Annotated in this window: 20 protein-coding genes and 1 pseudogene; 10 read left to right on the top strand and 11 right to left on the bottom strand. The window is 65.7% G+C overall.

The window, feature by feature from the left end; genetic code table 11:
* Nucleotides 1-96: 96 nt before the first annotated feature.
* The 5 genes from ACCQ16_RS11415 to ACCQ16_RS11395 all read right to left on the bottom strand — a co-directional run bounded on the left by ACCQ16_RS11415 (nt 97) and on the right by ACCQ16_RS11395 (nt 5,196).
* Nucleotides 97-1,317 carry an NAD(P)/FAD-dependent oxidoreductase gene (locus ACCQ16_RS11415; RefSeq protein ID WP_277572734.1) on the bottom strand — a complete coding sequence of 407 codons (1,221 nt, stop codon included), beginning with the start codon at nt 1,315-1,317 and terminating at the stop codon, nt 97-99.
* Between the two features lie 22 nt (nt 1,318-1,339).
* On the bottom strand, nt 1,340-1,648 hold the full coding sequence (locus ACCQ16_RS11410) for a 2Fe-2S iron-sulfur cluster-binding protein (RefSeq protein WP_277572735.1): 309 nt from the start codon (nt 1,646-1,648) through the stop codon (nt 1,340-1,342).
* Between the two features lie 9 nt (nt 1,649-1,657).
* Entirely contained in the window at nt 1,658-2,839 is a 1,182-nt protein-coding gene (locus ACCQ16_RS11405) for a cytochrome P450 (RefSeq protein ID WP_011347403.1), read from the bottom strand.
* A gap of 132 nt (nt 2,840-2,971) precedes the next feature.
* On the bottom strand, nt 2,972-3,883 hold the full coding sequence (locus ACCQ16_RS11400) for a helix-turn-helix domain-containing protein (protein ID WP_372379959.1): 912 nt from the start codon (nt 3,881-3,883) through the stop codon (nt 2,972-2,974).
* Nucleotides 3,884-4,065: 182 nt separating this feature from the next.
* Nucleotides 4,066-5,196, bottom strand: a complete 1,131-nt coding sequence (locus ACCQ16_RS11395; RefSeq protein WP_031422916.1) for a YeiH family protein — start codon at nt 5,194-5,196, stop codon at nt 4,066-4,068.
* A 115-nt stretch (nt 5,197-5,311) separates the two neighbouring features.
* Here ACCQ16_RS11395 and ACCQ16_RS11390 point away from each other — a divergent pair, with 115 nt between their 5' ends.
* A complete protein-coding gene (locus ACCQ16_RS11390) occupies nt 5,312-6,235 on the top strand; it encodes a LysR family transcriptional regulator (protein WP_372379958.1) in 924 nt (307 codons plus the stop codon).
* 214 nt (nt 6,236-6,449) lie between these two features.
* On the opposite strand, the gene ACCQ16_RS11385 is transcribed toward ACCQ16_RS11390, so the two are convergent.
* The 4 genes from ACCQ16_RS11385 to ACCQ16_RS11370 all read right to left on the bottom strand — a co-directional run bounded on the left by ACCQ16_RS11385 (nt 6,450) and on the right by ACCQ16_RS11370 (nt 12,223).
* Nucleotides 6,450-7,070 (bottom strand): DUF8082 domain-containing protein, encoded by a 621-nt coding sequence (locus tag ACCQ16_RS11385; RefSeq protein ID WP_031422913.1) that lies wholly within the window; start codon nt 7,068-7,070, stop codon nt 6,450-6,452.
* Between the two features lie 44 nt (nt 7,071-7,114).
* Nucleotides 7,115-8,242 (bottom strand): Cache 3/Cache 2 fusion domain-containing protein, encoded by a 1,128-nt coding sequence (locus tag ACCQ16_RS11380; RefSeq protein WP_029819529.1) that lies wholly within the window; start codon nt 8,240-8,242, stop codon nt 7,115-7,117.
* 254 nt (nt 8,243-8,496) lie between these two features.
* Nucleotides 8,497-9,138, bottom strand: a complete 642-nt coding sequence (locus tag ACCQ16_RS11375) for a response regulator (RefSeq protein WP_011347408.1) — start codon at nt 9,136-9,138, stop codon at nt 8,497-8,499.
* The gene (locus ACCQ16_RS11370; protein ID WP_277572737.1) at nt 9,131-12,223 is read right to left on the bottom strand and encodes a sensor histidine kinase; all 3,093 of its coding nucleotides are present in this window, start codon (nt 12,221-12,223) and stop codon (nt 9,131-9,133) included. The genes ACCQ16_RS11375 and ACCQ16_RS11370 overlap by 8 nt, the downstream gene beginning before the upstream one ends.
* Before the next feature lie 517 nt (nt 12,224-12,740).
* On the opposite strand from ACCQ16_RS11370, the gene ACCQ16_RS11365 reads away from it, so the two are divergent.
* The 7 genes from ACCQ16_RS11365 to ACCQ16_RS11335 all read left to right on the top strand — a co-directional run bounded on the left by ACCQ16_RS11365 (nt 12,741) and on the right by ACCQ16_RS11335 (nt 18,321).
* Nucleotides 12,741-13,163 (top strand): helix-turn-helix domain-containing protein, encoded by a 423-nt coding sequence (locus ACCQ16_RS11365; RefSeq protein WP_029819527.1) that lies wholly within the window; start codon nt 12,741-12,743, stop codon nt 13,161-13,163.
* Entirely contained in the window at nt 13,160-13,816 is a 657-nt protein-coding gene (locus tag ACCQ16_RS11360) for a hydrolase (protein ID WP_011347411.1), read from the top strand. Before ACCQ16_RS11365 ends, ACCQ16_RS11360 begins: the two co-directional genes overlap by 4 nt.
* Nucleotides 13,813-14,247: a DoxX family protein gene (locus ACCQ16_RS11355; protein ID WP_011347412.1), complete on the top strand. Its 435-nt coding sequence runs from the start codon at nt 13,813-13,815 to the stop codon at nt 14,245-14,247. The genes ACCQ16_RS11360 and ACCQ16_RS11355 overlap by 4 nt, the downstream gene beginning before the upstream one ends.
* Before the next feature lie 113 nt (nt 14,248-14,360).
* Nucleotides 14,361-16,208 carry an amidohydrolase gene (locus ACCQ16_RS11350; protein WP_011347413.1) on the top strand — a complete coding sequence of 616 codons (1,848 nt, stop codon included), beginning with the start codon at nt 14,361-14,363 and terminating at the stop codon, nt 16,206-16,208.
* Nucleotides 16,209-16,302: 94 nt separating this feature from the next.
* A complete protein-coding gene (locus ACCQ16_RS11345) occupies nt 16,303-17,931 on the top strand; it encodes an MFS transporter (RefSeq protein WP_372379957.1) in 1,629 nt (542 codons plus the stop codon).
* Nucleotides 17,932-17,935: 4 nt separating this feature from the next.
* A complete protein-coding gene (locus ACCQ16_RS11340; RefSeq protein WP_011347415.1) occupies nt 17,936-18,166 on the top strand; it encodes a DUF1427 family protein in 231 nt (76 codons plus the stop codon).
* Nucleotides 18,163-18,321 carry a XapX domain-containing protein gene (locus ACCQ16_RS11335; protein WP_008577142.1) on the top strand — a complete coding sequence of 53 codons (159 nt, stop codon included), beginning with the start codon at nt 18,163-18,165 and terminating at the stop codon, nt 18,319-18,321. Before ACCQ16_RS11340 ends, ACCQ16_RS11335 begins: the two co-directional genes overlap by 4 nt.
* A 304-nt stretch (nt 18,322-18,625) precedes the next feature.
* Here the strand turns inward: ACCQ16_RS11335 and ACCQ16_RS11330 are convergent, their stop codons facing one another.
* On the bottom strand, nt 18,626-19,450 hold the full coding sequence (locus ACCQ16_RS11330) for an alpha/beta fold hydrolase (protein WP_011347416.1): 825 nt from the start codon (nt 19,448-19,450) through the stop codon (nt 18,626-18,628).
* Between the two features lie 773 nt (nt 19,451-20,223).
* A pseudogene (locus ACCQ16_RS11325) lies at nt 20,224-21,555 on the bottom strand (Nramp family divalent metal transporter); the annotation flags it as partial.
* Between the two features lie 141 nt (nt 21,556-21,696).
* On the opposite strand from ACCQ16_RS11325, the gene mntR reads away from it, so the two are divergent.
* Together mntR and tadA are read left to right on the top strand one after the other, a co-directional pair.
* Complete coding sequence (mntR, locus tag ACCQ16_RS11320) at nt 21,697-22,164, top strand: manganese-binding transcriptional regulator MntR (protein ID WP_011347418.1); 468 nt, start codon at nt 21,697-21,699, stop codon at nt 22,162-22,164.
* Nucleotides 22,161-22,676, top strand: coding sequence for a tRNA adenosine(34) deaminase TadA (gene tadA, locus ACCQ16_RS11315; RefSeq protein ID WP_008577150.1), 516 nt, complete (start codon nt 22,161-22,163; stop codon nt 22,674-22,676). Before mntR ends, tadA begins: the two co-directional genes overlap by 4 nt.
* The last annotated feature ends 14 nt before the right edge of the window (nt 22,677-22,690 follow it).

Below are 22,690 nucleotides of genomic sequence, written 5' to 3'. Positions count from 1 at the left end.
AGCCGCTGCAGTGCGGTCTTGAACGCAAGGCGCGCGTGCAGCCGCACCGCCGAAGCGCAGGCGCGCGGGCTCGAGCCGGATCGACCAGCCGCATTGCTAGGCGGGGATGAGGCTGGTCAAAGCGAAGTTGGGGTCGGCGGCTTGCTGCGGCGTCGGCGAGCGTCCCAGTTCGAGCAGCTTGCGGGCCGCCAGATAATCCTGTGGCCGATTGATCGAGTCCACGGCGCAGAGTTCGCCATCGACGTAGTAGAAGAGGGAGAACGTGCTGGTCGCCAGGTCGCCGCGCACCACCGCCTGCGTGTGGCCTGCGGCAAAGCCGGCCATTTGCAGCCTGACCTCGTACTGCTCCGACCAGAACCAGGGCAACGCAGGGTAGGGGCGGTGCTCGCCCAGCAGTGAGGCGGCAGCGGATTTGGCTTGTTCGATTGCATTCTGGACCGACTCCAGCCGCAGCAAACCGCTGCCTGCCCGCTGCCGCACCGTGCAGTCGCCGGCACCGACGATGCCGGGGCTGCTACTGCGTGCGCACGCGTCCACGATCAATGCCCCGCGATCGCAAGCCAGTCCGGCCTGTTGGGCCAGTTCGCCATTGGGGATGACGCCGATCCCGACGACGACCAGGTCTGCCGGAAACACGCGCCCGTCCGCGGTGTGGACGGCAGTCACCACGCCGCGACTGCCGCTCAATGCGCGGACGTTGCTGCCCAGTTCGATGGTCGCGCCGTTGTCTCGATGCAGGCGAAGGAAGAAGTCCGCCAGTTGCGGGCTGACGACGCGCGCCATCAGCCGATCGGCCGCCTCCAGCACAACGACCTGCTTGCCGAGCCGCCTGGCGATGGAGGCGAATTCCAGCCCGATGAAGCCGCCACCGATCACCACCACCTGCGAGGTGTGCGGCAGGATCGCGGCAAGCGCGCGAGTGTCGGCCATGTTGCGCAACATGCAGACATGGCCGAGCCCGGCGCCTGGGACCTCCAGCCGGCGGGCGCGTGCGCCGGTGGCAAGACACAGCCCCGTGTAGCCCAGGGTGCTGCCGTCATCCAGGTGCAGCGTGCGGGTGGCGTGTTCGATGCGCATCACCCGGGCGCTGGCGTGCCACTGAATGCCCTTGCGGTTCAAGGCCTCGGGTGCGCGAATGTACAGCTGGGTCTCGCTCACCTCGCCCAGCAGAAACCCCTTGGAGAGCGGTGGACGGTGATAGGGCGCGCAGGGCTCGTCCCCCAGCAACACGATGGAGCCCGTATAGCCGCCGCTGCGCAGGGATTCGGCGGTCTGCAGGCCCGCCTGACCCGCACCGACGATGACCATGCCGCTCATCGCGCACCTGCCGTGCGCAGGCTCATGTCTGCCGATCCGGAAAGCGTACGGTCATGTCCGATGTCGGTACGAGCTGGCACGCCAGCCGGCTGTTGCTGCGCCGTTCGGCCGCCACGCTGTCGAGCATGCCGGCCTCCATGTCCAGCGGTGGCAGGTCCTGGCCGCCGGCCTCCACGTAGCAATGGCAGGTGGCGCACGCACAGGAGCCGCCGCACTGCGCTTCGATGCCATCGATGCCGTGATGCATGGCCCCTTGCATCAGGGTCCATCCCGGCGCGAGGTCGACCGCCACGGTCTCGCCGCTCGGTTCGATGTAGGTGATGGTGGGCATGGTCGCTTCCTAGTGCGCGCGCATGGGCAGATGCGACAGCCCACGGGTGATGCTGTTGGGAATGCGTTGCACCGGCCCGGTCAGCGTGAAGTGGTCGATGTAGCGGGCCAACGCTGCGAATGTGGCCATCCCTTCCAGCTTGGCGAGCGCCTGGCCTGCGCAATTGTGCGTCGCCAGCCCAAATCCCAGGTGATCGACGGGGTTGCGCTCGATATCGAAGCGGTCCGGTTCCGGATAATGGCGTTCGTCGCGATTGGCCGAGGCATAGCTCACGATCACCCGCGCGCCTGCGGGAAGCACGACACCTTCGCCCAGATCGACCTGGCGGGTGGTCACGCGCGAGAGGTGCTGCAGCGGGCTGTCGATGCGTACGATCTCCTGGAAGGCGGCAGGTGCTTTGCCCGGATCCTGGCGCAACCTTTCCCACTGCTCGGGATGTTGCGCGAACTGCCATAGCCCATTGCTGATGGCATTGATCGTGGTGTCGAAGGCGGCGATCACATAGCCCTCCATCAGGCCGATGGCCGCTTCGCGCGGGATCTCGCCGCGCTTGCCGGCGGCGGCGACCGTGGAACCGAAGCCACCGGGCGTAAGCCGATCGCGGTCGTAGGTGTCGGCGACGAATGCCCGCATCGCTTCAAGGCGTGGCAGGGCCGCGCGCATGCGTAAGGAGTCCGGGCCACAGGCGTCGAAGCAGCCGGCGGCCAGCGCCGCCAGTTCGCCGCGCGCTTCTTCCGGCCATCCGATCAGATCGAAAATGACATTGACCGGCAGGTCGTGGGCGACGTCGCGTACGCCATCGAACTGCTCGCGCTGCTGCAGGCTTCTTGCCAGTTCGTCGGCGCGTTGATGGATGGTGTCTTGGACGTGCTGCAGATGGCGTGGACCGAGACGTTCGGTGAACAGCTTGCGGGTGCCACCGTGCATGGGCGGATCGACGCAGATCAGCGCGTGTTCCCACTGCTTGTTGATGACCGGATTGAGCCCGGCGCCCTGCGCGGACGAAAATGTCTGCCAATCCATCAGCGCCTTGCGCACCTGCTCGTAGCGGCCCAGGTAGTAGAGGTCATAGGTGCGCAGGTAGGCGGCAGGCCCGAGATTGCGCAGTTCGGCATAGAGCGGGTAGGGGTCGTGCAACGCGTCGTCGGTAAACAGATCGATATCGCTGCTGATGCGACTCAAGGCATTCATGCGGTGCCGCCTCCGGCTGGTGGTTCGTACCCGACATGGGCACGCGCAGCTTAGAGAGCGCGACGGCGGCAGCGCTTGGCGAGCGACGAAGCAAACTTGACCAGGAGCGAAATCGGCATCCAGCGCTGCACGCTAACCGGCGTTTGCGCCGTTGCGGTAGGCACGTGCGCTGCTGCCGAAGCGTTTGCGGAAGCAGCGGCAGAAATGCGAGACGTCGCTGAAGCCTGCCTCCAGCGCGATCTCGCCGATGGGCGCGGCGACCGGATCGCGCAGGCGCTCGGCCACCCACTGCAGGCGCTGTTCGAGCACATACGCACCGAGGGAGGTGTGCGCGGCAGCGAACAGCAGTTGCACATAGCGGGGCGTGATGCCGAAATGCTGGGCGATGCTCTGCGCACCAAGCCCCGGATCGGCGAGATGCTGATGCACATGCTGGCGCAGGCGCGCCTGCCAGGTGAGCGCGGTGCTCCTTCCCGAATGCGTGCCGGCAGCCGCAGGCCAGGTCAGCGCCAATAGGGCACAGGCGGTGGTCAGCAGCGTCGAAACGTGCTGCCCGGCGCCGAGGTGATCGAGATGCGCGATGAAATTGCCGAGCAACTGGAACTGTTCGCCGCGATAAGCGGTGGCGCTCTGCGCAGCCAACTGATCGGCCAGATCGGTGCCGGGCAGGTAGAGCACGCGTGTGCGGTGATCGCGGCTGCATTCGATGCGATACGGATCGCGCGCGCGCAACACGACCAGTTCGCCGGCTTGCAAACGCGCCTGCCGGCCATGCTGATAGACGTCGCAGCTGCCATGCTCGTTGCGCATCAGGTAGACGCCATTGTAGTTGCTGCTGCGCCTGGAATCGATCGCCACGGGAGTCGACTCGACGGTGGTCAGGTGCATCGAACCGAAGCCTCGCCTCTGCATGCGCGCGCAGAAGCGTTGCGATGCCGGCTCGATCTCCATGTTGTCGAAGGCCGTTCTTACCAGGTCTTTCCAATAGCGCAGGCGCGCGCCGGCTTGGATCGCCGTGGTGTCGAACAGCTCGGTGGTTGGCATGGCGACGTCCTCCGGAACGGAAGCAACGGCTGGCTGACCCGGGGCGGGTCGCAAGATGATGCACGCGATTGCGCCCCTGTCGTTTTGCGGCGCATCAATCTGCAGGTTGGCGAGCGGCTGGCTGATTCCGCGGGGGTGAGATCCACATGCCGTGATGGGATGCACCCATCACGAATTCCACGTCAGTGGAACATTGCGGTGATGCCCACATTGAGGGCAAAGCCGCCGCAAACCAGCCATGCAAACAGAATGGCTGCAAGCGCCAGCGGCCTGATGCCGGCCTTGCGGATGGCCGAGACGTGCGTCGTCAATCCCAGGCCGGCCATGGCCATCGCCAGCAGGACGGTATCGATGTCGATCGCCTGGTGCACCAGCGTCGGTGGCAGCAACGCCAGCGAGTTGAGTCCAGCAACCGCGATGAACCCAAGCGCGAACCAGGGCATCACGACGCTGCCGGGCTGCGTGCGCGCGTTCTGGTCGGTACCGCCATCGCACTTTGAGGGATCTGCGTGCTGTCCCCTGGTTCGAGAAAGATAGGCCGACAGGGCGATAAGAAACGGCGCCAGCAGCATCACCCGCACCATCTTGGCGATCACTGCGGTATTTGCGGCCTGCTCGCCAATGGCGCGACCCGCAGCGACCACCTGTGCCACTTCATGGATGGTGGAACCGGCAAAGACGCCGTATGCCGCCGGCGACAGGGCGAACCCGCGGGAGTGCGCGACCAGGTGATACAGCACCGGGTACAGGAACATCGCCAGCGTGCCGAACACCACCACCGTGGCCACCGCGACCATCACCTGTTCGGCGCGGCCGCGGACGACGGGTTCGGCGGCCATCACGGCGGCTGCACCGCAGATCGAGCTACCCGCACCGATCAGCATCGCCGTGGTGCGGTCCAGGCCGAACACGCGCATGCCAACGAAACAGGCAAGGCCGAAGGTACTGCACAGCACCGCCGCGTCGATGGCAACACCAGTCCAGCCGACGTTGCCGATGTCCTGGAAGGTCAGGCGCAGGCCGTACAGGACGATGCCCAGCCGCAGCAGGGTGGCCTTGGAAAAACGCACGCCCGGGTCGGCGTTCGCAGCCAGGCGCGGATAGAACGTGTTGCCGGCCAGCATGCCGAGCAGGATGGCCAGGGTCAGCGCGCTGACGCCGTTGGCCTGCAGCCCGCCGATCTTGCCCAGCTGCATCGACGCGCCAGCCAGCAGGCCCGTCAATGCAAGACCGGGCACCAACTGGCGCAGGCGCCGGGTGGCCCCAGCGGCATGGCCTTGCAAAAGGTTGGGTGGGGCAGGTGTGCTGTACATGGTGGTTTCATCGCAACGCGCGGCAGGCAGGAGCGCACTGTGGACTGCCCGGAACTATCCAACAAACGGATAATTTCGTTATAACCTAGCGATAAAACAGGTAATCGATAGCTCCATGCGCCTGACCCTGCGGCAGCTCCTGATCTTCACGGCCGTGGCCGATACCGGCAGCACTACTGCGGCCGCAGAGCGTGTGGCGCTGTCGCAGTCGGCTACCAGCGGTGCGCTCAATGAACTGGAGAGCCTGCTCGGCGCGCAGCTGTTCGACCGCATCGGCAAGCGTTTAATGCTCAACGACAATGGCCGTGCATTGCTGCCGCAGGCCAGGGCAGTGCTCGATGGCGTGCAGCAGATCGAAGGCCAGTTCGGCCTTGGGAGTGCCGCTGCCGCGGCTGCGCCGTTGCTCACGCGCCTTCGCGTGGGGGCCAGCACCACCATCGGCAACTATGTGTTGCCGTCGCTGATTGCCAGCTATCGAAGCGCGTGGCCGGGCGCGGCGGTGGACGTGGTCATCGGCAACACACGCGAGGTGGCCGCCGCGGTGAGCCGGTTGGAGGTGGATATCGGCTTGATCGAAGGCCCGTGCCATGAGGCAGACCTCCAGGTCGTGCCTTGGCGACAGGACGAGTTGGTGATCGTGGCGGCACCGACGCATGCAGTGGCGCAGGCCGCCATGCGGGCACGGGTTCCGTTGAAGGCCTTGCGACAGGCGCACTGGCTGCTTCGCGAGCCCGGCTCCGGCACGCGCGAGGCGGTAGAACGGGTCTTACTGCCGCACCTGCATCATCTGCACAGCGATCTGCAGCCGGGCAGCACCGAGGCGATCAAGCAGGCGGCGGCAGAAGGACTGGGGCTGGCCTGCCTATCGCTGTGCGCGGTGCAGGACCTGGTGACGCTGGGCCGGCTGGTGATTCTGCAGACCACCTTGCCGCGGCTGACGCGGCGCTTTTACCGGATCCAGCACCGGCAAAAACGTCTGTCGGGCAATCTGCAGCGCTTCGTGGCGCATTGCGATCTGCATGAGCTGCGCGCTTGCTGATGGATGGCCGACAGGCCGAGCCTGGGTCGGATGCCATGATCTATCGTCACGCTGGCCACTGCGCACGCTTCGCAGACCAGCAACGCATAGCCGATGTTCGGCCTGCCTCGACGTGGCTTGATGTTGCAACGCATGGCCGGCGCCCTTGCTGCGCCCACAAAAAAAAGCCGCGCAGTGCGCGGCCTTGATGCAGGAGCCGAACTGAAGATGCTCCTCAGCGAACCTTGGCCAATGCCACGCGGGCGTCGGCCATGAACTTTTGTGCTTCCTGGGGTGTCGCCAGGTTGGCGGCGAGCTGGCTGAGCACCTGCTCGATGTCGCTGGAGGCGTCCCAGGCTTCATCGCACAGCATGCCGGCGATCGGGCCGAGGTAGTTCAGCGCGACCGATTCCAGTGCACTGCGAACGCGCTCGTCGGGCCCGGCGTTGTCGCCACCGGCGACCGGCGCCGCACTCGCGCTTGCGACAGCTGCGGCAGGTGCCGGTGTCGGGGCAACCGGCGCACGCACCGGCGACGGTGCGCCGCCGAGATCCTGTTCAAAACCGCCCATCAACCACTGCCGCGAGTCGTCGCTCAACAGCGAGGGTTTGCCCAGGCCGGCCCCGGGGTCGGCCTGGAAGCGCGCCTTGGCCGCGTTGACCATGGTGAGGCGTTGCACCGCCTCGTCATTGCGCAGCATGCGGAACACCACTTCTTCGATCTGCCCGCTGTTGATGCGGACGATGCAGGAGTGGTTTTCCTCGGTGACGATGAACAGAAAGCCGGACGCCTTCTTCAATGCCAGCGCTTTGAGCTCGCGCAGGATCTCGATCAGCGGACGGAATTCAGTGGACATGGCGTCTTCCTTGCAGCATCAGGTACGGAATGGGTGACAGCGACTCAGCGTTTGCTGAGGCGCTCCATGGCCAACCGGACGCTGTTGGACAAGCGGGAGATGGCGCGCGCCAGGGTACCGATTTCATCTTTGAGGTTGACCTCTGCGATGGTGTGGTTCCACTTGCCCAGGCTCAGTTCTTCGGCCACGGTGGTCAAGTGCTGGATCGGGCGCAACACGCGGCTCCAGATCAAGGCCCACTGCAGGCCGAGCAACAAGGCGCAGACCAGCAGACCGATGCCGGCGATCCACAGCGACTGGCGCACGATCACGCCATTGACGTCGCTTTTGGGATAGGCCGAGACCAGGGTGAAGCCCCAATCGGGTACCTGTTCCTTGGTGACGACCCAATCATCCGGGGTGTCCTTGACGATACGCTCGATGGTGGCAGTATCGGTGGTGGCGCCGGTGGTGGACTGGAAGCGCAGCTTGTTCTTGCTGTCGAACACGGCAATGAAGCCGGAGTCGAGCACGCGACGGCTGCTGACCACGTTTTCCAGCGCCTGGGTGTCTGCCTTGTAACCGACGTACCACGCACCGATCACGCGCTTGTCGTTGCCGGCAAAGATCGGCTCGTAGCCGGTGACGTACGGGTTGCCGAGAATATCGACCACGCCGTAGAAGCTTTCGCCGTTACGCAGCTTGGCAGCGGCCTGGCCGTTCGGATCGAGCACGGTGCCGATGGCGCGGCTGCCGTCGTCCTTCTTGACGTTGGTGGAGATACGCACGAAGTCGTCGCCGGTACGCGAGAACAGCGTTGCGGTACCTTCGTGGATGGCGGTGACCTCGTCCACCAAGGTGAAGGCATTTGCCTGCGAGCGCTGGCCCAGCAGCAGGTCGTTGGCGCTACGATCGGCAACGCGGACGTCGCCGCCAACGCTGGGAGCGCCCTCCTTGTTGGCTTCCCTGCGCAGCTGGCGCATGGAGGAATTGACGCGGTCGAGCATCATCGCGCGGGTGACCGCGAACAAGGTCTGCAAGGACACCGACTGGCGTTCGATCGCGTCGCCTGCTTCGAACTTGACCCGGTTCGCTTCGGTAATGGCCAGAATGACCGTCAGTGCCACCACCACAACCAGCACCAAGGCCAGCACCGGCAACAGCAGGCGCACCCGCAAAGAGTGACGAAGCATCGCAATTCCCCTGAACGCGTTTAAATGAGTGAGTCGAGTGCCGCCGCAGCGCAGTGCGGCGGTTGGACGTAGCCGTTATCGGCTGCCGAACCAGATGCTGAAGCGGCCCCCATGCCGCTTGGCGGTGCATACGATAGCGTAAGCCGATCGGTTTGAGCGCGCGGAGCTATCGCGCGTGTCGCCTCGCGTTCAAGAATGGTCGACCGCGTAGCAAAAGCCGCCGCTGGCTGGGCCCAGGATGGGCGAGCCGCCGCTCAGGTCTCCAGCGACAGGATCCCCCGCCGCAGCGCGACGGTGACCGCATGGGTGCGATCGCGCACGCCGAGCTTGCCCAGGATGTTCTTCATATGGGCCTTGACGGTTTCTTCGGAGATGCTCAAGGCACTGCCGATCTGCTTGTTGGAGCAGCCGGTGGCGACCAGGTTCAGCACTTCGGTCTCGCGCGCGGACAGGGCATCGTCGAGCACATGGGCGGCGATGTTTTCGGCAACCGAGGCCGGCACGTGCCGGCGCTGGCCCCGGCGCACGTCGCGGATGGTGTCGACCAGCTCGCGGCGCAGCGCGCTCTTGAGCAGGTAGCCACAGGCGCCTGCCTGCAGGGCGCGCACCGCGCGCACGTCGCCGGTATAGGTGGTCAGCACGATGACCTTGGCGGCGGAGTCGACCTGGCGGATGCGCTGGATGGCCTCGACCCCGTCCACGCGCGGCATCTGCAGATCCATCAACACCACGTCCGGGCGCAGGCGGATGTAGCAGGCCACTGCCTGCTCGCCGTCTTCCGCTTCGCCAACCACGCGCATGTCGTGCTCGGCGGCGAGCATGGCACTGAGCCCATCGCGCAGCAGTGGATGGTCGTCTACCACCAGCACCCCGGTTGGTCGGGCCATGTCAGCCATTGGAACTCTCCGTGGGTCGTGCGGTGTGAAATGGCCACCACCACCGCTTGGCGCGCAGGTAGGCGGCACGGGCGGCCAGGGTGATCTGGATTTCGGTGCCGCTGCCGGGACGCGACCACAGCTGCATCTTGGCGCCGATGCGCTGCGCGCGTTCCTGCATGCCGGTCAGGCCCCAGTGCCCGGTGCGGGCGTGGCCGTGCAGCACGTCCGGGTCCAGGCCGCGGCCATCGTCGCGGATGCGCAGCGTGAAGTCACGAGAACCGTAACGCAGTTCCAGCGCGATGGCGGTGGCGTTGGCGTGCCGGTCGGCATTGGCGAGCGCTTCGCGCCCGAGTTGGAACAGCTCGTCGGCCACCAAGGGACGCAGGCGCATGGGCCGGCCTTCGACGCAGACCTGCAGTGCGGCCGTTGGCGGCGGCATGGTGGCGTTGCGCGCCCGTTGCAGGGCGGCGGCCAGGTCTTCGTGCAGGGACTGGCTGTCGCGCAAGCCGTTGACGCGGTCGCGGCCTTCGGCAAGCGCGTTTTCGGCCAGATCCACCGCCTGTTCCAGCTCCAGCCGGCGCGGATCGTTCCAGGGAAGCGAGCGGCTGGCAGTATGCAGCCGCAGGATCAGCCCCTGGGTGCCCTGCAGCAAGGTGTCGTGCAATTCGCGGGCGATGCGTTCGCGTTCGCGGTAGCGCTCTTCCAGACGCGCGCGCAGGCGCCCGGCCACCTGCCGGGTCCGCATGCGCCAGGCAACGCCCAGCGCCAGTAGCGACGTCAGCGCGCAGCAGGCCTTGAACTGCCAGGTCTGGATGAAGGCCGGTTCGATGACGAAGGCCAGGGTGTCGCCGCGTGCATTCCACAGGCCGTCGTTGTTGGCGGCCGCAATACGGAAGCGGTAACGCCCCGGTGCAAGGTTGGTATAGAAGGCCTCGTTGCGGTTGCCGGCGTCCTGCCAGCGTGCATCCACCCCCTCCAGCCGGTAGCGGAACCGCACGCGCTCCGGGCGGGTGAGGCTGATGGCGTCGTAGCCGATGCGCAGACGGTCGGTCCACTTGGGCAGGTGCAGGCCGTCCTGACGCGGGTAAGGCCGGTCGTTGGCAACCACCTCGGTGATGAAGACCTTCGGCGCGGTCGGGTTGCGATAGGTTCGCTCGGGGTCGAGCCAGGCCAGGCCCTGGTTGGTGGTGAACCAGAGCAGGCCATCGGCCGCGGCGATCGCGGTCGGCACCGGGGTGGCCTGCTGGGCGACGCCGGGCAGGCCATCCATGATGTCGTACAGGCGCAGCGTGGGGCTGACCAGGCCGTTGCGCAGGCTGCGCAGCAATGCCTGCCGGCCGATTTGCACGACGCCACGATTGCCGTTCAACCAGAAGGTGTCGTGACGGTCGCGCGCGATGCCGGTGATGCCCTGCAACACCGGATTGGCCTGATCGGCCACCTGCTGGAAGCGGCCATCGCTGCCGAGCACTGCCAGCCCGCTTTCGCCGGCCACCAGGGTGAGGGCTGCGCTGCGCCAAATGGCGGTGATCGGGCCGACCGACAAGCCGTTGTTGGCGGTGTAGTGCTGCACCTGCCCGCCACGCAGCACGCTGAGCTCGCCTGTGACGCTGCCTACCCACAGCGCGCCATCGGGCGCGGCCACCAGGACCGAACAGGGTTGGTCCTGCAAGCTCGCAATCGGCTGCCAGCGATGGCCGTCCCAGCGCTGCGGGCCGCTGGCATCGGGACACGCCCAGGGCGAGCCCTGGGCATCGACGGCAAACGCGCGGATCGATCCGGTGCGCGCATCCTGCGGCAGGGGCAGGGAGTGAGTGCGGCCTGCGTGCAGGCGCAGCAGGCGGTTGTCGCCGAGCAACCAGCCGTTGGCGTTGGACGGCACCTGGAGCACGCCGACAGGCGCGCCGCGTTGCAGGGCCTGGATGCCGGTCCGCGTCAATGCCAGCTGGCGCTCGTCGCGCAGGACCGCCAGCAACACCGGTGCACTTGGCGTGGCGACGGTTGCAAAGACCGCCACCGCCGTGGTCTGGCCGGGCAGCAATGCCGCCAGCGGCAGCAGGGCCCGATGGCGGAAGCGGTTGAGCCCCAGATTGGTGCCGGCCCAGAGGTTGCCTTCGTGGTCTTCCAGCAGCGGGCCGGCAGTGGAGGAGGTCAGACCCTGCAGCGGGCCATAGCGTTCGAGCACCGGCGCCGGCGATGTGGGTTGGGCGACACGGAACACCCCGCCTGCGATGTAGTCGCTGCCCCACAGCGCGCCATCGCGCATGAAACGGATGCGGTGCGCGAACAAGCCGGGAAACTGCAGCCGGTTGCGTGCCACGGCGGGTAACACCACGCCATGCGCATCGGTGAGCGCGAACACGCCGCGGTGCGGATCGGCGACCCAGATCGCGCCGCCCGGGTGCTCGGCCATGGTGGTGAAGTGCCCGACCTGCTGGCCACTGGATTCGAAGCGTCGTGCACCCGGTTGCAGCGACAGGATGCGGCTGCCATCGCTCACCCACAAGATGCCGCGGCGATCGCGCAGCAGCCATTGCGCGCTGGATTCCGGGTAGCCCCAGTCGGCACCGGCGCGATGCCAGCGTTGTCCGTCAAACCAGCACAGCCCGCCATCGATGGCGGCCCACAGACGGCCGCTGCCATCGCGCTCGATGCGGAAGACCATCCCATCCGGCACATCCTTGCCGGGGACGAAATGGGTGAGATGGCCGTCGGCCAGGCGATCGATGCCGGCATTGAAATAGCCGATCCACGCGCCGTCGTCGGTGGTCAGCGACAGTGCGGTCATGTTGTGCGATGCATAGGCTTCGCCCTCCGGCGCTGCCTGCCGGGTGAAGTGTTCGCCGTCGAACTTGAACAGCCCGAAGCCAGTCGCCAGCCACAGCGCGCCGCCATCGGCTTGCTGGATGTCCCAGATGTCGGCCGGCGCACCGCGCTCGATGCTCCAGGCCGTGTGGTGGAACTGCAGCAGCCCGTCGCGAGTCGCGGCGATGCCGGCTGCGCAGGCAGGACGACAGAGCAGGAGTAGCCACCACAGCGCCACCACCGCTGCCGCGCGCAAGCGCGACAAGCAAAGCGAATGGATGACGGACGCATGCGGCATCGCATCATTGTCGGGCGGGATCGGGGGAAGCACCACCACCTCTTTCGGGGGAGGGACGTGCGGGAAGAATTCGTTTAGCGACTGACTCAGGCCGCGCGCGTGATGCGCGAACCGTAGGGCGGCGCGCAACGCCTCGGCATGCTGCAGCCTCACTGCACCGCGTTGCGGTTGCGGTTGCTTGGCGGTCGCCGCGACGCGCTGTTGCATGTTGATCGCGATATTGAACAACCGCGCGCCGTCTGATCAGCGCGATGTGTGGCGATGCGTCTGCGCTCTCTGGATCGCACTGGCACTGCACCGGGGCATGACGCCGCGCTCGATCGAACGCGCATTGCATCCAGGCCGCTGCCCGTGGCGAAGACGTGCAAGCGCTCCCCCGAAAGAGGGAAAGATTCGCCTCACCATCAGGGGTAGGGCAACGAGGCTGTCCCCGGCACCATGCGGTCATTCCCCCCGGAGACGCCCCGTGGCACCTCTGACTGCCATCGCTTGCCCCGAGACGCGTGCTGCAGGACGCATGCAAACGCAGGCGCCGCGTGTGCGCGCTGTTGCGCGCGCAATGCAGTACATCGACACGCATCTGTACGAACCTGTCAGCGTGGCGCATCTCGCGCAAGCTGCCTGTCTGAGCCGCTTCCATTTCGCCCGCGTATTTCGCGATGCGGTCGGCGCCAGTCCAATGGAATACCTGCGTCATCGTCGGCTCGAACGTGCCCAGGCGATGTTGCGCGAAGGCCGCCACACCATCAGCCAGATCGCCACCGATCTGTGCTTCTTCGATCAAAGCCACTTCGTTCGCAGCTTTCGCAACGCCACCGGGTGCACGCCGGCGCGTTTCGCCGCGCAGACGGCGATGGAGACATGCGGGGCTGCACACATGCCCTCATCGCAGCGGCGCGGCGATGAATCGGTGTCACTTTCCATGGAGCAACCCGCATGACCACTGCAATTGCCGTGCCCGGCACATCCTTGCTATCGCCTGGCGATCACACCCTGATTCTGATCGACCATCAATCGCAGATGGCGTTCGCCACGCACACCATCGACATTTCGGCGCTGCGCAACAATGTGTCCTTGATTGCAAAGGGCGCCAAAGGCTTCAAGGTGCCGGTGATCCTGACCACCGTCGCAGAAAAATCGTTCTCCGGCCCGTTGTTCCCGGAGTTGCCGGACATCTTTCCGGATGAGCCGGTATTGGATCGCACCAGCATGAACGCCTGGGAAGACCAGGGCGTGATCGATCGCATCAACGCACTCGGCAAGCAGCGTCTGGTGATCGCCGGTCTGTGGACCAGCGTGTGCATCGTAGGCCCGACACTGTCGGCGATCGACCAAGGGTTCGAGGTGTACGTCATCACCGATGCTTGCGGCGACGTGAGCGACGAGGCGCACGAACGTGCCGTTATGCGCATGGTGCAGGCCGGCGCTGCGCCCATGACCAGTGTGCAGTACCTGCTGGAATTGCAGCGCGACTGGGCACGTAGCGACACCTATGCGCTGACCACCGGCATTGCACGCGCGCATGCTGGCGGCTACGGGATCGGCATCCAGTACGCCAAGAGCATGTTCGGTGCGCAGGAAGGCGGGCATTGAACCTATCGGCACCACGTGGCACCGCCGGACTTTCGTCAGCGTTGCTGATGCTGCGCATCGCCGGCGGCGGCTTCCTGCTGCCGCATGGGCTGGGCAAGTTGCTGGGCTGGTTCGGTGGACCGGGCCTGACCGGGTTCGCCGCCGAGTTGCAGCAGTTCGGCCTTCCATCCGCTGCACCGTTACCGCTGCTGCTGGCCCTGATGCAGACCCTCTCCGGGCTGGCGGTCTTGCTGGGAATGTGGACGCGTGCCAGCGCCGCATTGGCAGCGCTGTTCATCGCAACCACCGTGCTGGTTGCCATTCCCAACGGATGGTTCTGGATGCACGGCGGCATGGAGTATCCGCTGATGTGGATGGTCGTCTTGCTGTCACTGGCTGCAGTCGGTGGTGGCGACTGGTCGCTGGATCGTCTGCGTAGGCGCGCGGCATGAGCCCCACTGCGGGCAATCACGATGCCGGTCGACGCTTGTGGATGCAGGGCGCCGCAGCCGGTCTTGCGTTGGGTGCATTGCCGGCTGCCTCGTCTGCGTCAGGGAAGTCTCCCATGGTCGATCTCGTCGTTCGCAATGCGCGCATTACCACGCTCGATCCGCGCCAGCCCAGTGCCACTGCCATCGCCGTTGCCGATGGACGCATCGTGGCAGTCGGCGACGATGCGCAGATCATGGCCTTGGCGCAGGGCATGCGCACCATCGATGCGCAGGGGCGGCGGTTGCTGCCCGGCCTCAACGACAGCCACACCCATCTGATCCGTGGTGGTCTGAACTACAACCTGGAGCTGCGCTGGGATGGCGTGCGCTCGCTGGCCGACGCCATGGCCATGCTGAAGGTGCAGGTCGATCGCACGCCAGCGCCGCAGTGGGTGCGCGTGGTTGGCGGGTTCACTGCGCATCAGTTCGCTGAAAAGCGCCTGCCCACGCTCGAGGAGATCAACGCCATCGCGCCGGACACGCCGGTGTTTCTGTTGCATCTGTACGACCGTGCCTTGCTCAATCGTGCCGCGCTGCGAGCCTGCGGCTACGACAAGACCACGCCGGATCCGCCGGGCGGGCGCATCGAGCGCGACAAGTTGGGCAACCCCACGGGGTTGCTGCTGGCCAAGCCCAACGCGTTGATCCTTTACGCAAGTCTGGCCAAAGGCCCGCGTCTGCCGCTGGAATACCAGGCCAATTCCACTCGCCATTTCATGCGCGAGCTCAACCGGCTCGGGATCACCTCGGTGATCGACGCCGGTGGTGGTTTCCAGAATTATCCGGAGGATTACCAGGTCATCGAACAGCTGCACGCAGCCGGCCAACTGAGCGTGCGCATTGCCTATAACCTGTTCACCCAGAACAAGGGCAGGGAGGTCGAGGACTTCCGCGGCTGGACCGACTTACTGCCGGTGCGCAAGGGCGATGACCTGCTGCGTCACAACGGCGCCGGCGAGATGCTGGTGTTTTCCGCGGCAGACTTCGAACAATTCAGCGAGCCGCGCCCAGAGCTGCCGGCGGCGCTGGAGCCCGAGCTGGAGCAGGTGGTGCGGCTATTGGTGGAAAAGCGCTGGCCATTTCGTATCCATGCGACATACGACCAAAGCATCGCGCGCATTCTCGATGTCTATGAAAAGGTCAACGCCGACATCCCGTTCGACGGCCTGCATTGGTTCATCGACCATGCCGAAACGATTACCCCGCGCAATATCGACCGCATCCGCGCCTTGAACGGCGGCATCGCCGTGCAGCATCGTATGGCCTACCAGGGCGAGGCGTTCGTGCAGCGCTACGGTGTGCAGGCTGCAAAACAGACGCCGCCAGTGCGACGCATGCTCGCAGCGGGAATTCCGGTCGGCGCAGGCACCGATGCCACGCGCGTGGCCAGCTACAACCCGTGGGTGGCGCTGTCGTGGCTGGTCACCGGCCGCACGGTAGGCGGTCTGGCCCTGTATGGCGAGGAGAATCTGCTCGATCGCGAACAAGCGTTGCGCTTGTGGACGCAGGGCAGCGCCTGGTTTTCCGGCGACGAGACCCGTAAGGGCACCTTGGCGGTAGGGCAGTTGGCCGACTTCATCGTGTTGTCTGACGATTACTTCCGCATCGACGATGCGGCCATCGCCGACATCACCAGCGTGCTGACCGTGCTGGGCGGGCGTGTTGTGCATGGCGATGGCGACTTTGCTGCGCTCGCTCCCACGCTGCCGCCTGCCATGCCGGACTGGTCGCCGGTGAATCGGTTCGGCGGCTACCAGGTTGGAGGCGCGGTAAGCGGGCTGTCCGCTGCAACGCACACGCATGCACACGGCCACGCGTGTCGTGCCCACGGCGCGCACGCGCACGCCGGGCGACATGCGGTCCCAACCGATGATCTACGTAGCTTCTGGGGCGCCTTGGGATGCGCGTGCTTCGCGTTCTGATGGCGGTATCGCCAGCACATCTGCGTGCCTGTGCGTTGCGCGCGGCACACCTGTGCGTTGTCTGTTTCGTCCCATTGCCTGGAGCCTTGCCGCGATGACTGTTTCTGCCGCACCTGCCGAAGGTGGTGCCTGGGCGCCGCTGCGTGAGCCGGTCTTCCGTGCCTTGTGGCTGGCGATCCTGGGCAGCAACGTCGGTACCTGGATCAATGATGTCGCCGCGTCCTGGGTGATGGCCGAACAGACCGGCTCGCCATTGATGGTGGCGGCGGTGCAGTCGGCCACCACCTTGCCGGTGGTGCTATTGGCACTGGTCGCCGGCACGCTGGCCGACATCGTCGACCGTCGTCGCTACCTGCTGTTGACCCAGGCCTGGATGCTGCTGGTGGGCGGTATGCTCGCGTTATTGGCGCATCTGCAGTTGCTGACGCCGTGGGTCTTGGTGGCGCTCACCTTTGCAATGGGCGTGGGCGCAGCAATGGCGATGCCGGCGCAGGCGGCGATCGTGTCGGAACTGGTGCCGCGCCCGATGCTGGCTTCGGCGGTGGCGCTCAATTCGATCGGCATGAACATCGCGCGATCGATCGGCCCGGCCGTGGGTGGGCTGATCGTGGCGCAATTCGGCCCGCCGTGGGCCTTCCTGCTCAACGGGCTGACCTTTGGGATGATGCTGTACGTGCTGTGGCGGTGGCGCCGCGATGTGCGTGCCTCGGCGCTGCCGCCGGAGAGCTTTGGCGCAGGCCTGCGCGCAGGGTTGCGCTACGCCGCGCGCGCCGGTCGCCTGCAGGCGGTGCTGATCAAGGCTGCCGGTTTTTTCGTGTTCGCCAGCGCGTTGACGGCGCTGCTGCCGCTGGTGGTCCGCCGCGATATGCAGCTGGGCGCTGGCAGCTACGGCATTTTGCTCGGCTGCATTGGCATGGGCGCAATCAGCGGCGCCTTGCTGTTGCCGCGCCTGCGTGCGCGCTACGACCGCGATCTGCTGGTGTTCGTTGCCACCCTGGTGTGCGCCGCATCGCTGCTGGGGTTGGCGTTGGCGCGGCTGCTTGGCGTGTTGTGCGTGGTGATGGTGGTGAACGGTCTGGCCTGGATCACGGTGCTGTCGTCGTTGCAGATCGCCGCACAGACCGCCGTCCCTGCGTGGGTGCGTGCGCGTGCATTGTCGCTGTACATCGTGGTGTTTTCCGCAGGCATGGCCAGCGGCTCGCTGTTATGGGGTGCGTTGGCGCAACGCACGTCGATTGCGACAGCACTGCAGATCGCCGCTGCCGGTGCAGTGATCGCCGCGCTATTGGTCAAACGCGCGCGGATTGCCGGAACCGAACAGCTGGACCTCGCCCCCGGCGGACATTGGCCTGCACCTGCGCAAACCGATCGCGTCGAGCACGACCGCGGCCCGGTGCTGGTCACGGTGGAATACCGTATCGCTGCCGAGGCACGCGTCGCGTTCTTGCAGTTGATGACGCAACTGGGCAACGCGCGCCGCCGCGACGGCGCCGTGGTCTGGGGCATTGCCGAAGACGCTGCAACGCCGGGTGTGCAATTGGAATACTTCATCGTCGCCTCATGGCTGGAGCATCTGCGGCAGCACGAACGCGTCACCGGCGACGACCGCCAATTGCAAGAACAGATCCGCGCCCTGCATCACGGCGAGCGCGCGCCGGTGGTGCGCCACTTCGTCGGTGGCGGCGGTGCTGCGCTGCCGCCGCACGCGCACTCGGATATCTGATGCCATGAATTGGAAGTTCATCAGCGGTGTCGCGCTGGGTGTGGCAATCGGCTTCGGCTGCCGTGTGGCCGGCATTCCATCGCCTGCACCAACGGCCTTCGTCGGCGCGCTGCTGGTGCTGGCAATGACGTGCGGCTATGCACTGGCCGACCGCTTTCTGGCCCGGCGTGCCGCGAGGAATTTAGAGCATTGCGGCGGACCCAGCGGCCGCGTTGGCCGGCAGGGCGATGCATGAGCCTGGCAGTGCTCGGGGTCCTGCTCGCATTGGCGATCGGCATCGGCTGCCGGTTGCTTGACTTGCCGTTGCCCGCTCCGCCACGTCTGACCGGTGCATTGCTCGTCGTGGCGATGAGCGTGGGGTTCCTGCTGGCCGACTGGTTGCTGCGCTGAAGCGCCACGGTGCCGGGAGCATGCGGCGTGTCCTGAGAGCGGCGAGCGCATGATGCCCTCAGTCAACCAAGATCTCGACTGAGCCTGAGAAGCGCAGCGAACAGCAACGACTCTCACCGTCAGGCAGACCTGGCCAGTGTGCGAATCGGGATCCATCACTGGCAAGGTGTAGGTCCGAGCGCAGCGTCGATACCGCCCGACAACAACCTGTCCGGGCGTGAGCTGTGCTTGCGCGATCACTAGCGCCAGATCAAAAAAGGCCGGCTCTGTCGAGCCGGCCTTTCGCCGATCCATCCAACTTCGGTCAGGCTTTTGCGAACGCCAGCAGATCCTTGTTGAACTGGTCCGCATGGGTCACGGTCAGGCCGTGCGGCGCGCCGGCATAGATCTTCAATTCTGCATTCTTGATGATCTTGGCCGACATCTTGCCGGACGCATCGATCGGCACGATCTGATCGTCGTCGCCATGTACCACCAGCGCCGGCACATCGATCTTCTTCAGGTCGGGCGTGTAATCGACTTCGGAAAATTCCCTGATGCAGTCGTACTGACCCTTATGCCCACCCAGCATGCCCTGCAGCCAGAACGCATCGCGCATGCCCTGGGTGACCTTGTGGCCATCGCGGTTGGCGCCGAAGAACGGCGTGGTCAGGTCCTGATAAAACTGCGAACGATCCTTGGCCACACCGTCACGAATGCCGTCGAACACGCTCATCGGCAGGCCGCCCGGGTTGGTCGGGCTCTTGACCATCTGCGGCGGCACGGCGCCTACCAGCACCACCTTGGCCACGCGCTTGCTGCCATGGCGGCCAACGTAATGCGCCACTTCGCCACCGCCGGTGGAATGGCCCACCAGGATCGCATCCTTCAGATCCAGCGCCTCGATCACCGCGGCCAGATCGTCGGCGTAGGTGTCCATATCGTTGCCGTCCCAGGTCTGCGACGAACGGCCGTGGCTGCGGCGGTCATGCGCAATCACGCGGAAGCCGTGCTGGCCCATGAACAACATCTGCGCATCCCAGGCATCGGCGCTGAGCGGCCAGCCGTGCGAAAACACGACCGGTTGGCCCTTGCCCCAGTCCTTGTAGAAAATGTTGGCGCCGTCGGGACGTTTGACGAAATTGGACATCTGCTTGACTCCGTGAGTGGACGAGTGGGGCGAGGAGGTGGATGGCATGCGCGTGGCCGCGGCAGCGCTGGCGAGATGTGGCAGCGATAACGCTGCCACGGCTGCCGTGCCGGAAATGAGAAATTGGCGGCGCCCGGCATCGGCCGGATACGTCTCGAACGGATCCATAAGAACTCCTGCAGGCGAGGGCATGCAGCCCGGCGGTCGCATGCGCGCGTTGGCGCGTCATGCAAGGCATGCCTACGCAGCGCAAGGCCACTGCAGGCAAAAGACACACCGGTGCATGCGCCAAGTAGAGCGCGTGGGGCACGAGGCAGATTGCACATGCGTGCGCAGTGCGCGAACTGGCGCAGAATGTGGTCGATTCGAGCGATGCGCAGGCCGTAATGGAAGAAACGTATACATGCGCACAGCGCTGGCGACGGGCTCAAGCGGTAGCGTGATGTTTCGCTCTTCAATCACCTCACCGAGCACCTGTCTGGTGCGGTGTGCTCACCGTTGGCAGCATGGATCCCGACATCGAGCCTACATGGGAGGTACTTGCGGCGTGTCCTGCGAGCGGCGAGGGCACCGCCACCTCGAGTCAGTCGAGTCTGCTGCAGAGAGCGTGTCCAGCCATCATCGCAGGACACGCTGGGTAAGCTCTCAAGCATCACCAACAGCGATGGTGCGCGTTGAAGGGAAGAAAGCGCGACGTCGTCTTCCAGCTGTCCGGGCGATGCGAAACAATTGATCGAACGCCGGTGCAACACCCGAGCCGATGCCGCATCACAATGCAGCGCGGTATCCCACAGCAGCTTCAGATTGAGGCATACGATCACCGCCGCGATCACCCACGCGATGCGTACCAGCCACGCTGGCGCTACCAGCGCGCCCATCAATTGCCGGTCGGACACGAAGCGCACCAGCGGAATCACCGCAAACGGCAGCTGCATCGACAACACCACCTGGCTGAGTACCAACAACCGTGCGGTACCGGCTTCGCCATACAGCCAGGTCACGATGACCACCGGCACGATGGCGATACCGCGGGTGAGCAAGCGCCGTATCCACGGCGGCAGGCGTAATTGCAGGAAACCTTCCATCACGATCTGCCCGGCCAACGTTGCGGTCACGGTGGAGTTGATGCCCGAGGCGAGCAGCGCCACCGCAAACAGCGTCGAGGCCAGGCCGACGCCCAGCATCGGCGCCAGCAACGCATGCGCCTGTTCGATCTCCTGCACGTCGGTGCGGCCCTGCGCATGGAACACCGCCGCAGCCAGGATCAGGATCGAGGCATTGATGAACAGCGCGAACATCAACGCCACGGTGCTGTCGGTGACCGCCCAACGCAGCGCCGATTTCCGGCCGACATCGGTCCGCGGATACGCGCGCGTCTGCACGATCGAGGAATGCAGATACAGGTTGTGTGGCATCACCGTCGCCCCGATGATGCCGATCGCCAGATACAGCGCCTGCGGGTCGGTGACCACCTGCGCACGCGGAATGAAACCGCCCAGGATCGCCGCAACCGGCGGTGCGGCCAGCGCGATCTGGATGCCGAAACACACGAAGATGATCAGCAGCAGCGCGATCACGAAGGCTTCCAGCGCGCGGAAGCCGCGGTTCATCAGTAGCAACACCAGCACCACATCCACCGCGGTGATGATCGCGCCCATGGTGAGCGGAATCCCGAACAACAGCTTCAACGCAATCGCGGTACCGATGACCTCGGCCAGATCGCAGGCGATGATGGCCAGTTCGCAAATGCCCCACAGCGCCAGGTTGACGCCACGCGGATAACGCACGCGACAGGCCTGCGCCAGATCCAGCCCGGTCGCGATGCCCAGCCGCGCCGACAGGCCTTGCAGCACGATCGCCATCAGGTTCGACAACAGGATCACCGACAGCAGCAGGTAGCCGAACTGCGAGCCGCCGGCCAGATCGGTAGCCCAGTTGCCCGGGTCCATATAGCCCACCGACACCATGTAGCCCGGTCCTAGGAAGGCCAGCAGGCGGAACCACCAATGGCCGCCCTTGGGCACGGAGACGCTGGCCTGGTGGTCGCCCAGGCCGCCGTTGGCGGTGGCTGGCGATGGCGCTGAGGCGGCGGTGTTGGCGGACATGCACTCGGGTCACAACGGGGTCAATGCATCATATAGCAGTTGCTATGCTGTTGAGCATTGGCAATTTGAATCGTATTGATCTGCCGTGTGCTTCAAACTATGCGCCCGGCATCGACGCCGGCGACGATGACGAGGACGAGGGTGGGCAAGAGCGAAAAGGTGGAAGCGGCCGCGCCGGTCCTGATCGATGCGCAGGTGCACATGGAGAGCTTCCGTCAGGTACGCGAAGCGCGCCGCGCCGAGCTGGTCGAAGACTACGTGGAGCTCATCTCCGATCTGCTGGTGGATGGCGGCGAGGCACGCCAGGTCGATATCGCGGCGCGCCTGGGTGTGGCGCAGCCCACCGTGGCCAAGATGCTCAAGCGGCTGGTGCGCGATGGGTGGGTCGTGCAGCGCCCCTACCGCGGAGTGTTCCTGACCCCGGCCGGCGAGGCGCTGGCCGCCTCCAGCCGGCAGCGCCACCAGATCGTGGAGCGCTTCCTGCTTGCGCTTGGCATCGACGAAGCCACCGCGCGCCGCGACGCGGAGGGCATCGAACACCATGTCAGCGAAGCCACGGTTGCCGCGTTCGCCGCGTTCCTGGACCGCCAGGGCGGTGCGGCCACGTGAGTGTGCCCATCGATGCGCCGACCGAAACGCCGTACGCGGCGATCGATGAGCACTGGATGCGGCATGCCTTGCAATTGGCCGAGCGTGCCGAGCGCGACTATGACGAAATCCCGGTCGGCGCGCTGCTGGTCGATGCGCAAGGCAACGTGCTTGGCGAAGGCTGGAATTTCAATATCGCCAGCCACGACCCCAGCGCACATGCCGAAATCGTGGCAATGCGCGAAGCCGGGCGCCGTCTGGCCAATCACCGTCTGATCGGCTGCACGCTGTACGTCACCCTGGAGCCGTGCGCGATGTGCGCGATGGCGATGATTCATGCGCGGATCGCGCGCGTGGTGTTCGCCGCCAGCGATCCCAAGACCGGCGCCTGCGGCAGCGTCTTCGACCTGCTTGCCGACCCGCGCCACAATCATCGCGTGCAGGTGTGCGGTGGCGTGCTTGCGGCCGAGGCGAGCCTGCGGCTGACCAATTACTTCAGGGCCAAGCGCGGCAAGCCACCACTTGCGCCCTGAGCGACGTGGCCGCG

Source organism: Xanthomonas sp. NCPPB 1062, assembly GCF_041481705.2.
Classification (GTDB): Bacteria; Pseudomonadota; Gammaproteobacteria; order Xanthomonadales; family Xanthomonadaceae; genus Xanthomonas; species Xanthomonas euvesicatoria.
Note: the sequence above shows the minus strand (reverse complement) of the source record. Positions and strands in the feature narration are given on the sequence as shown.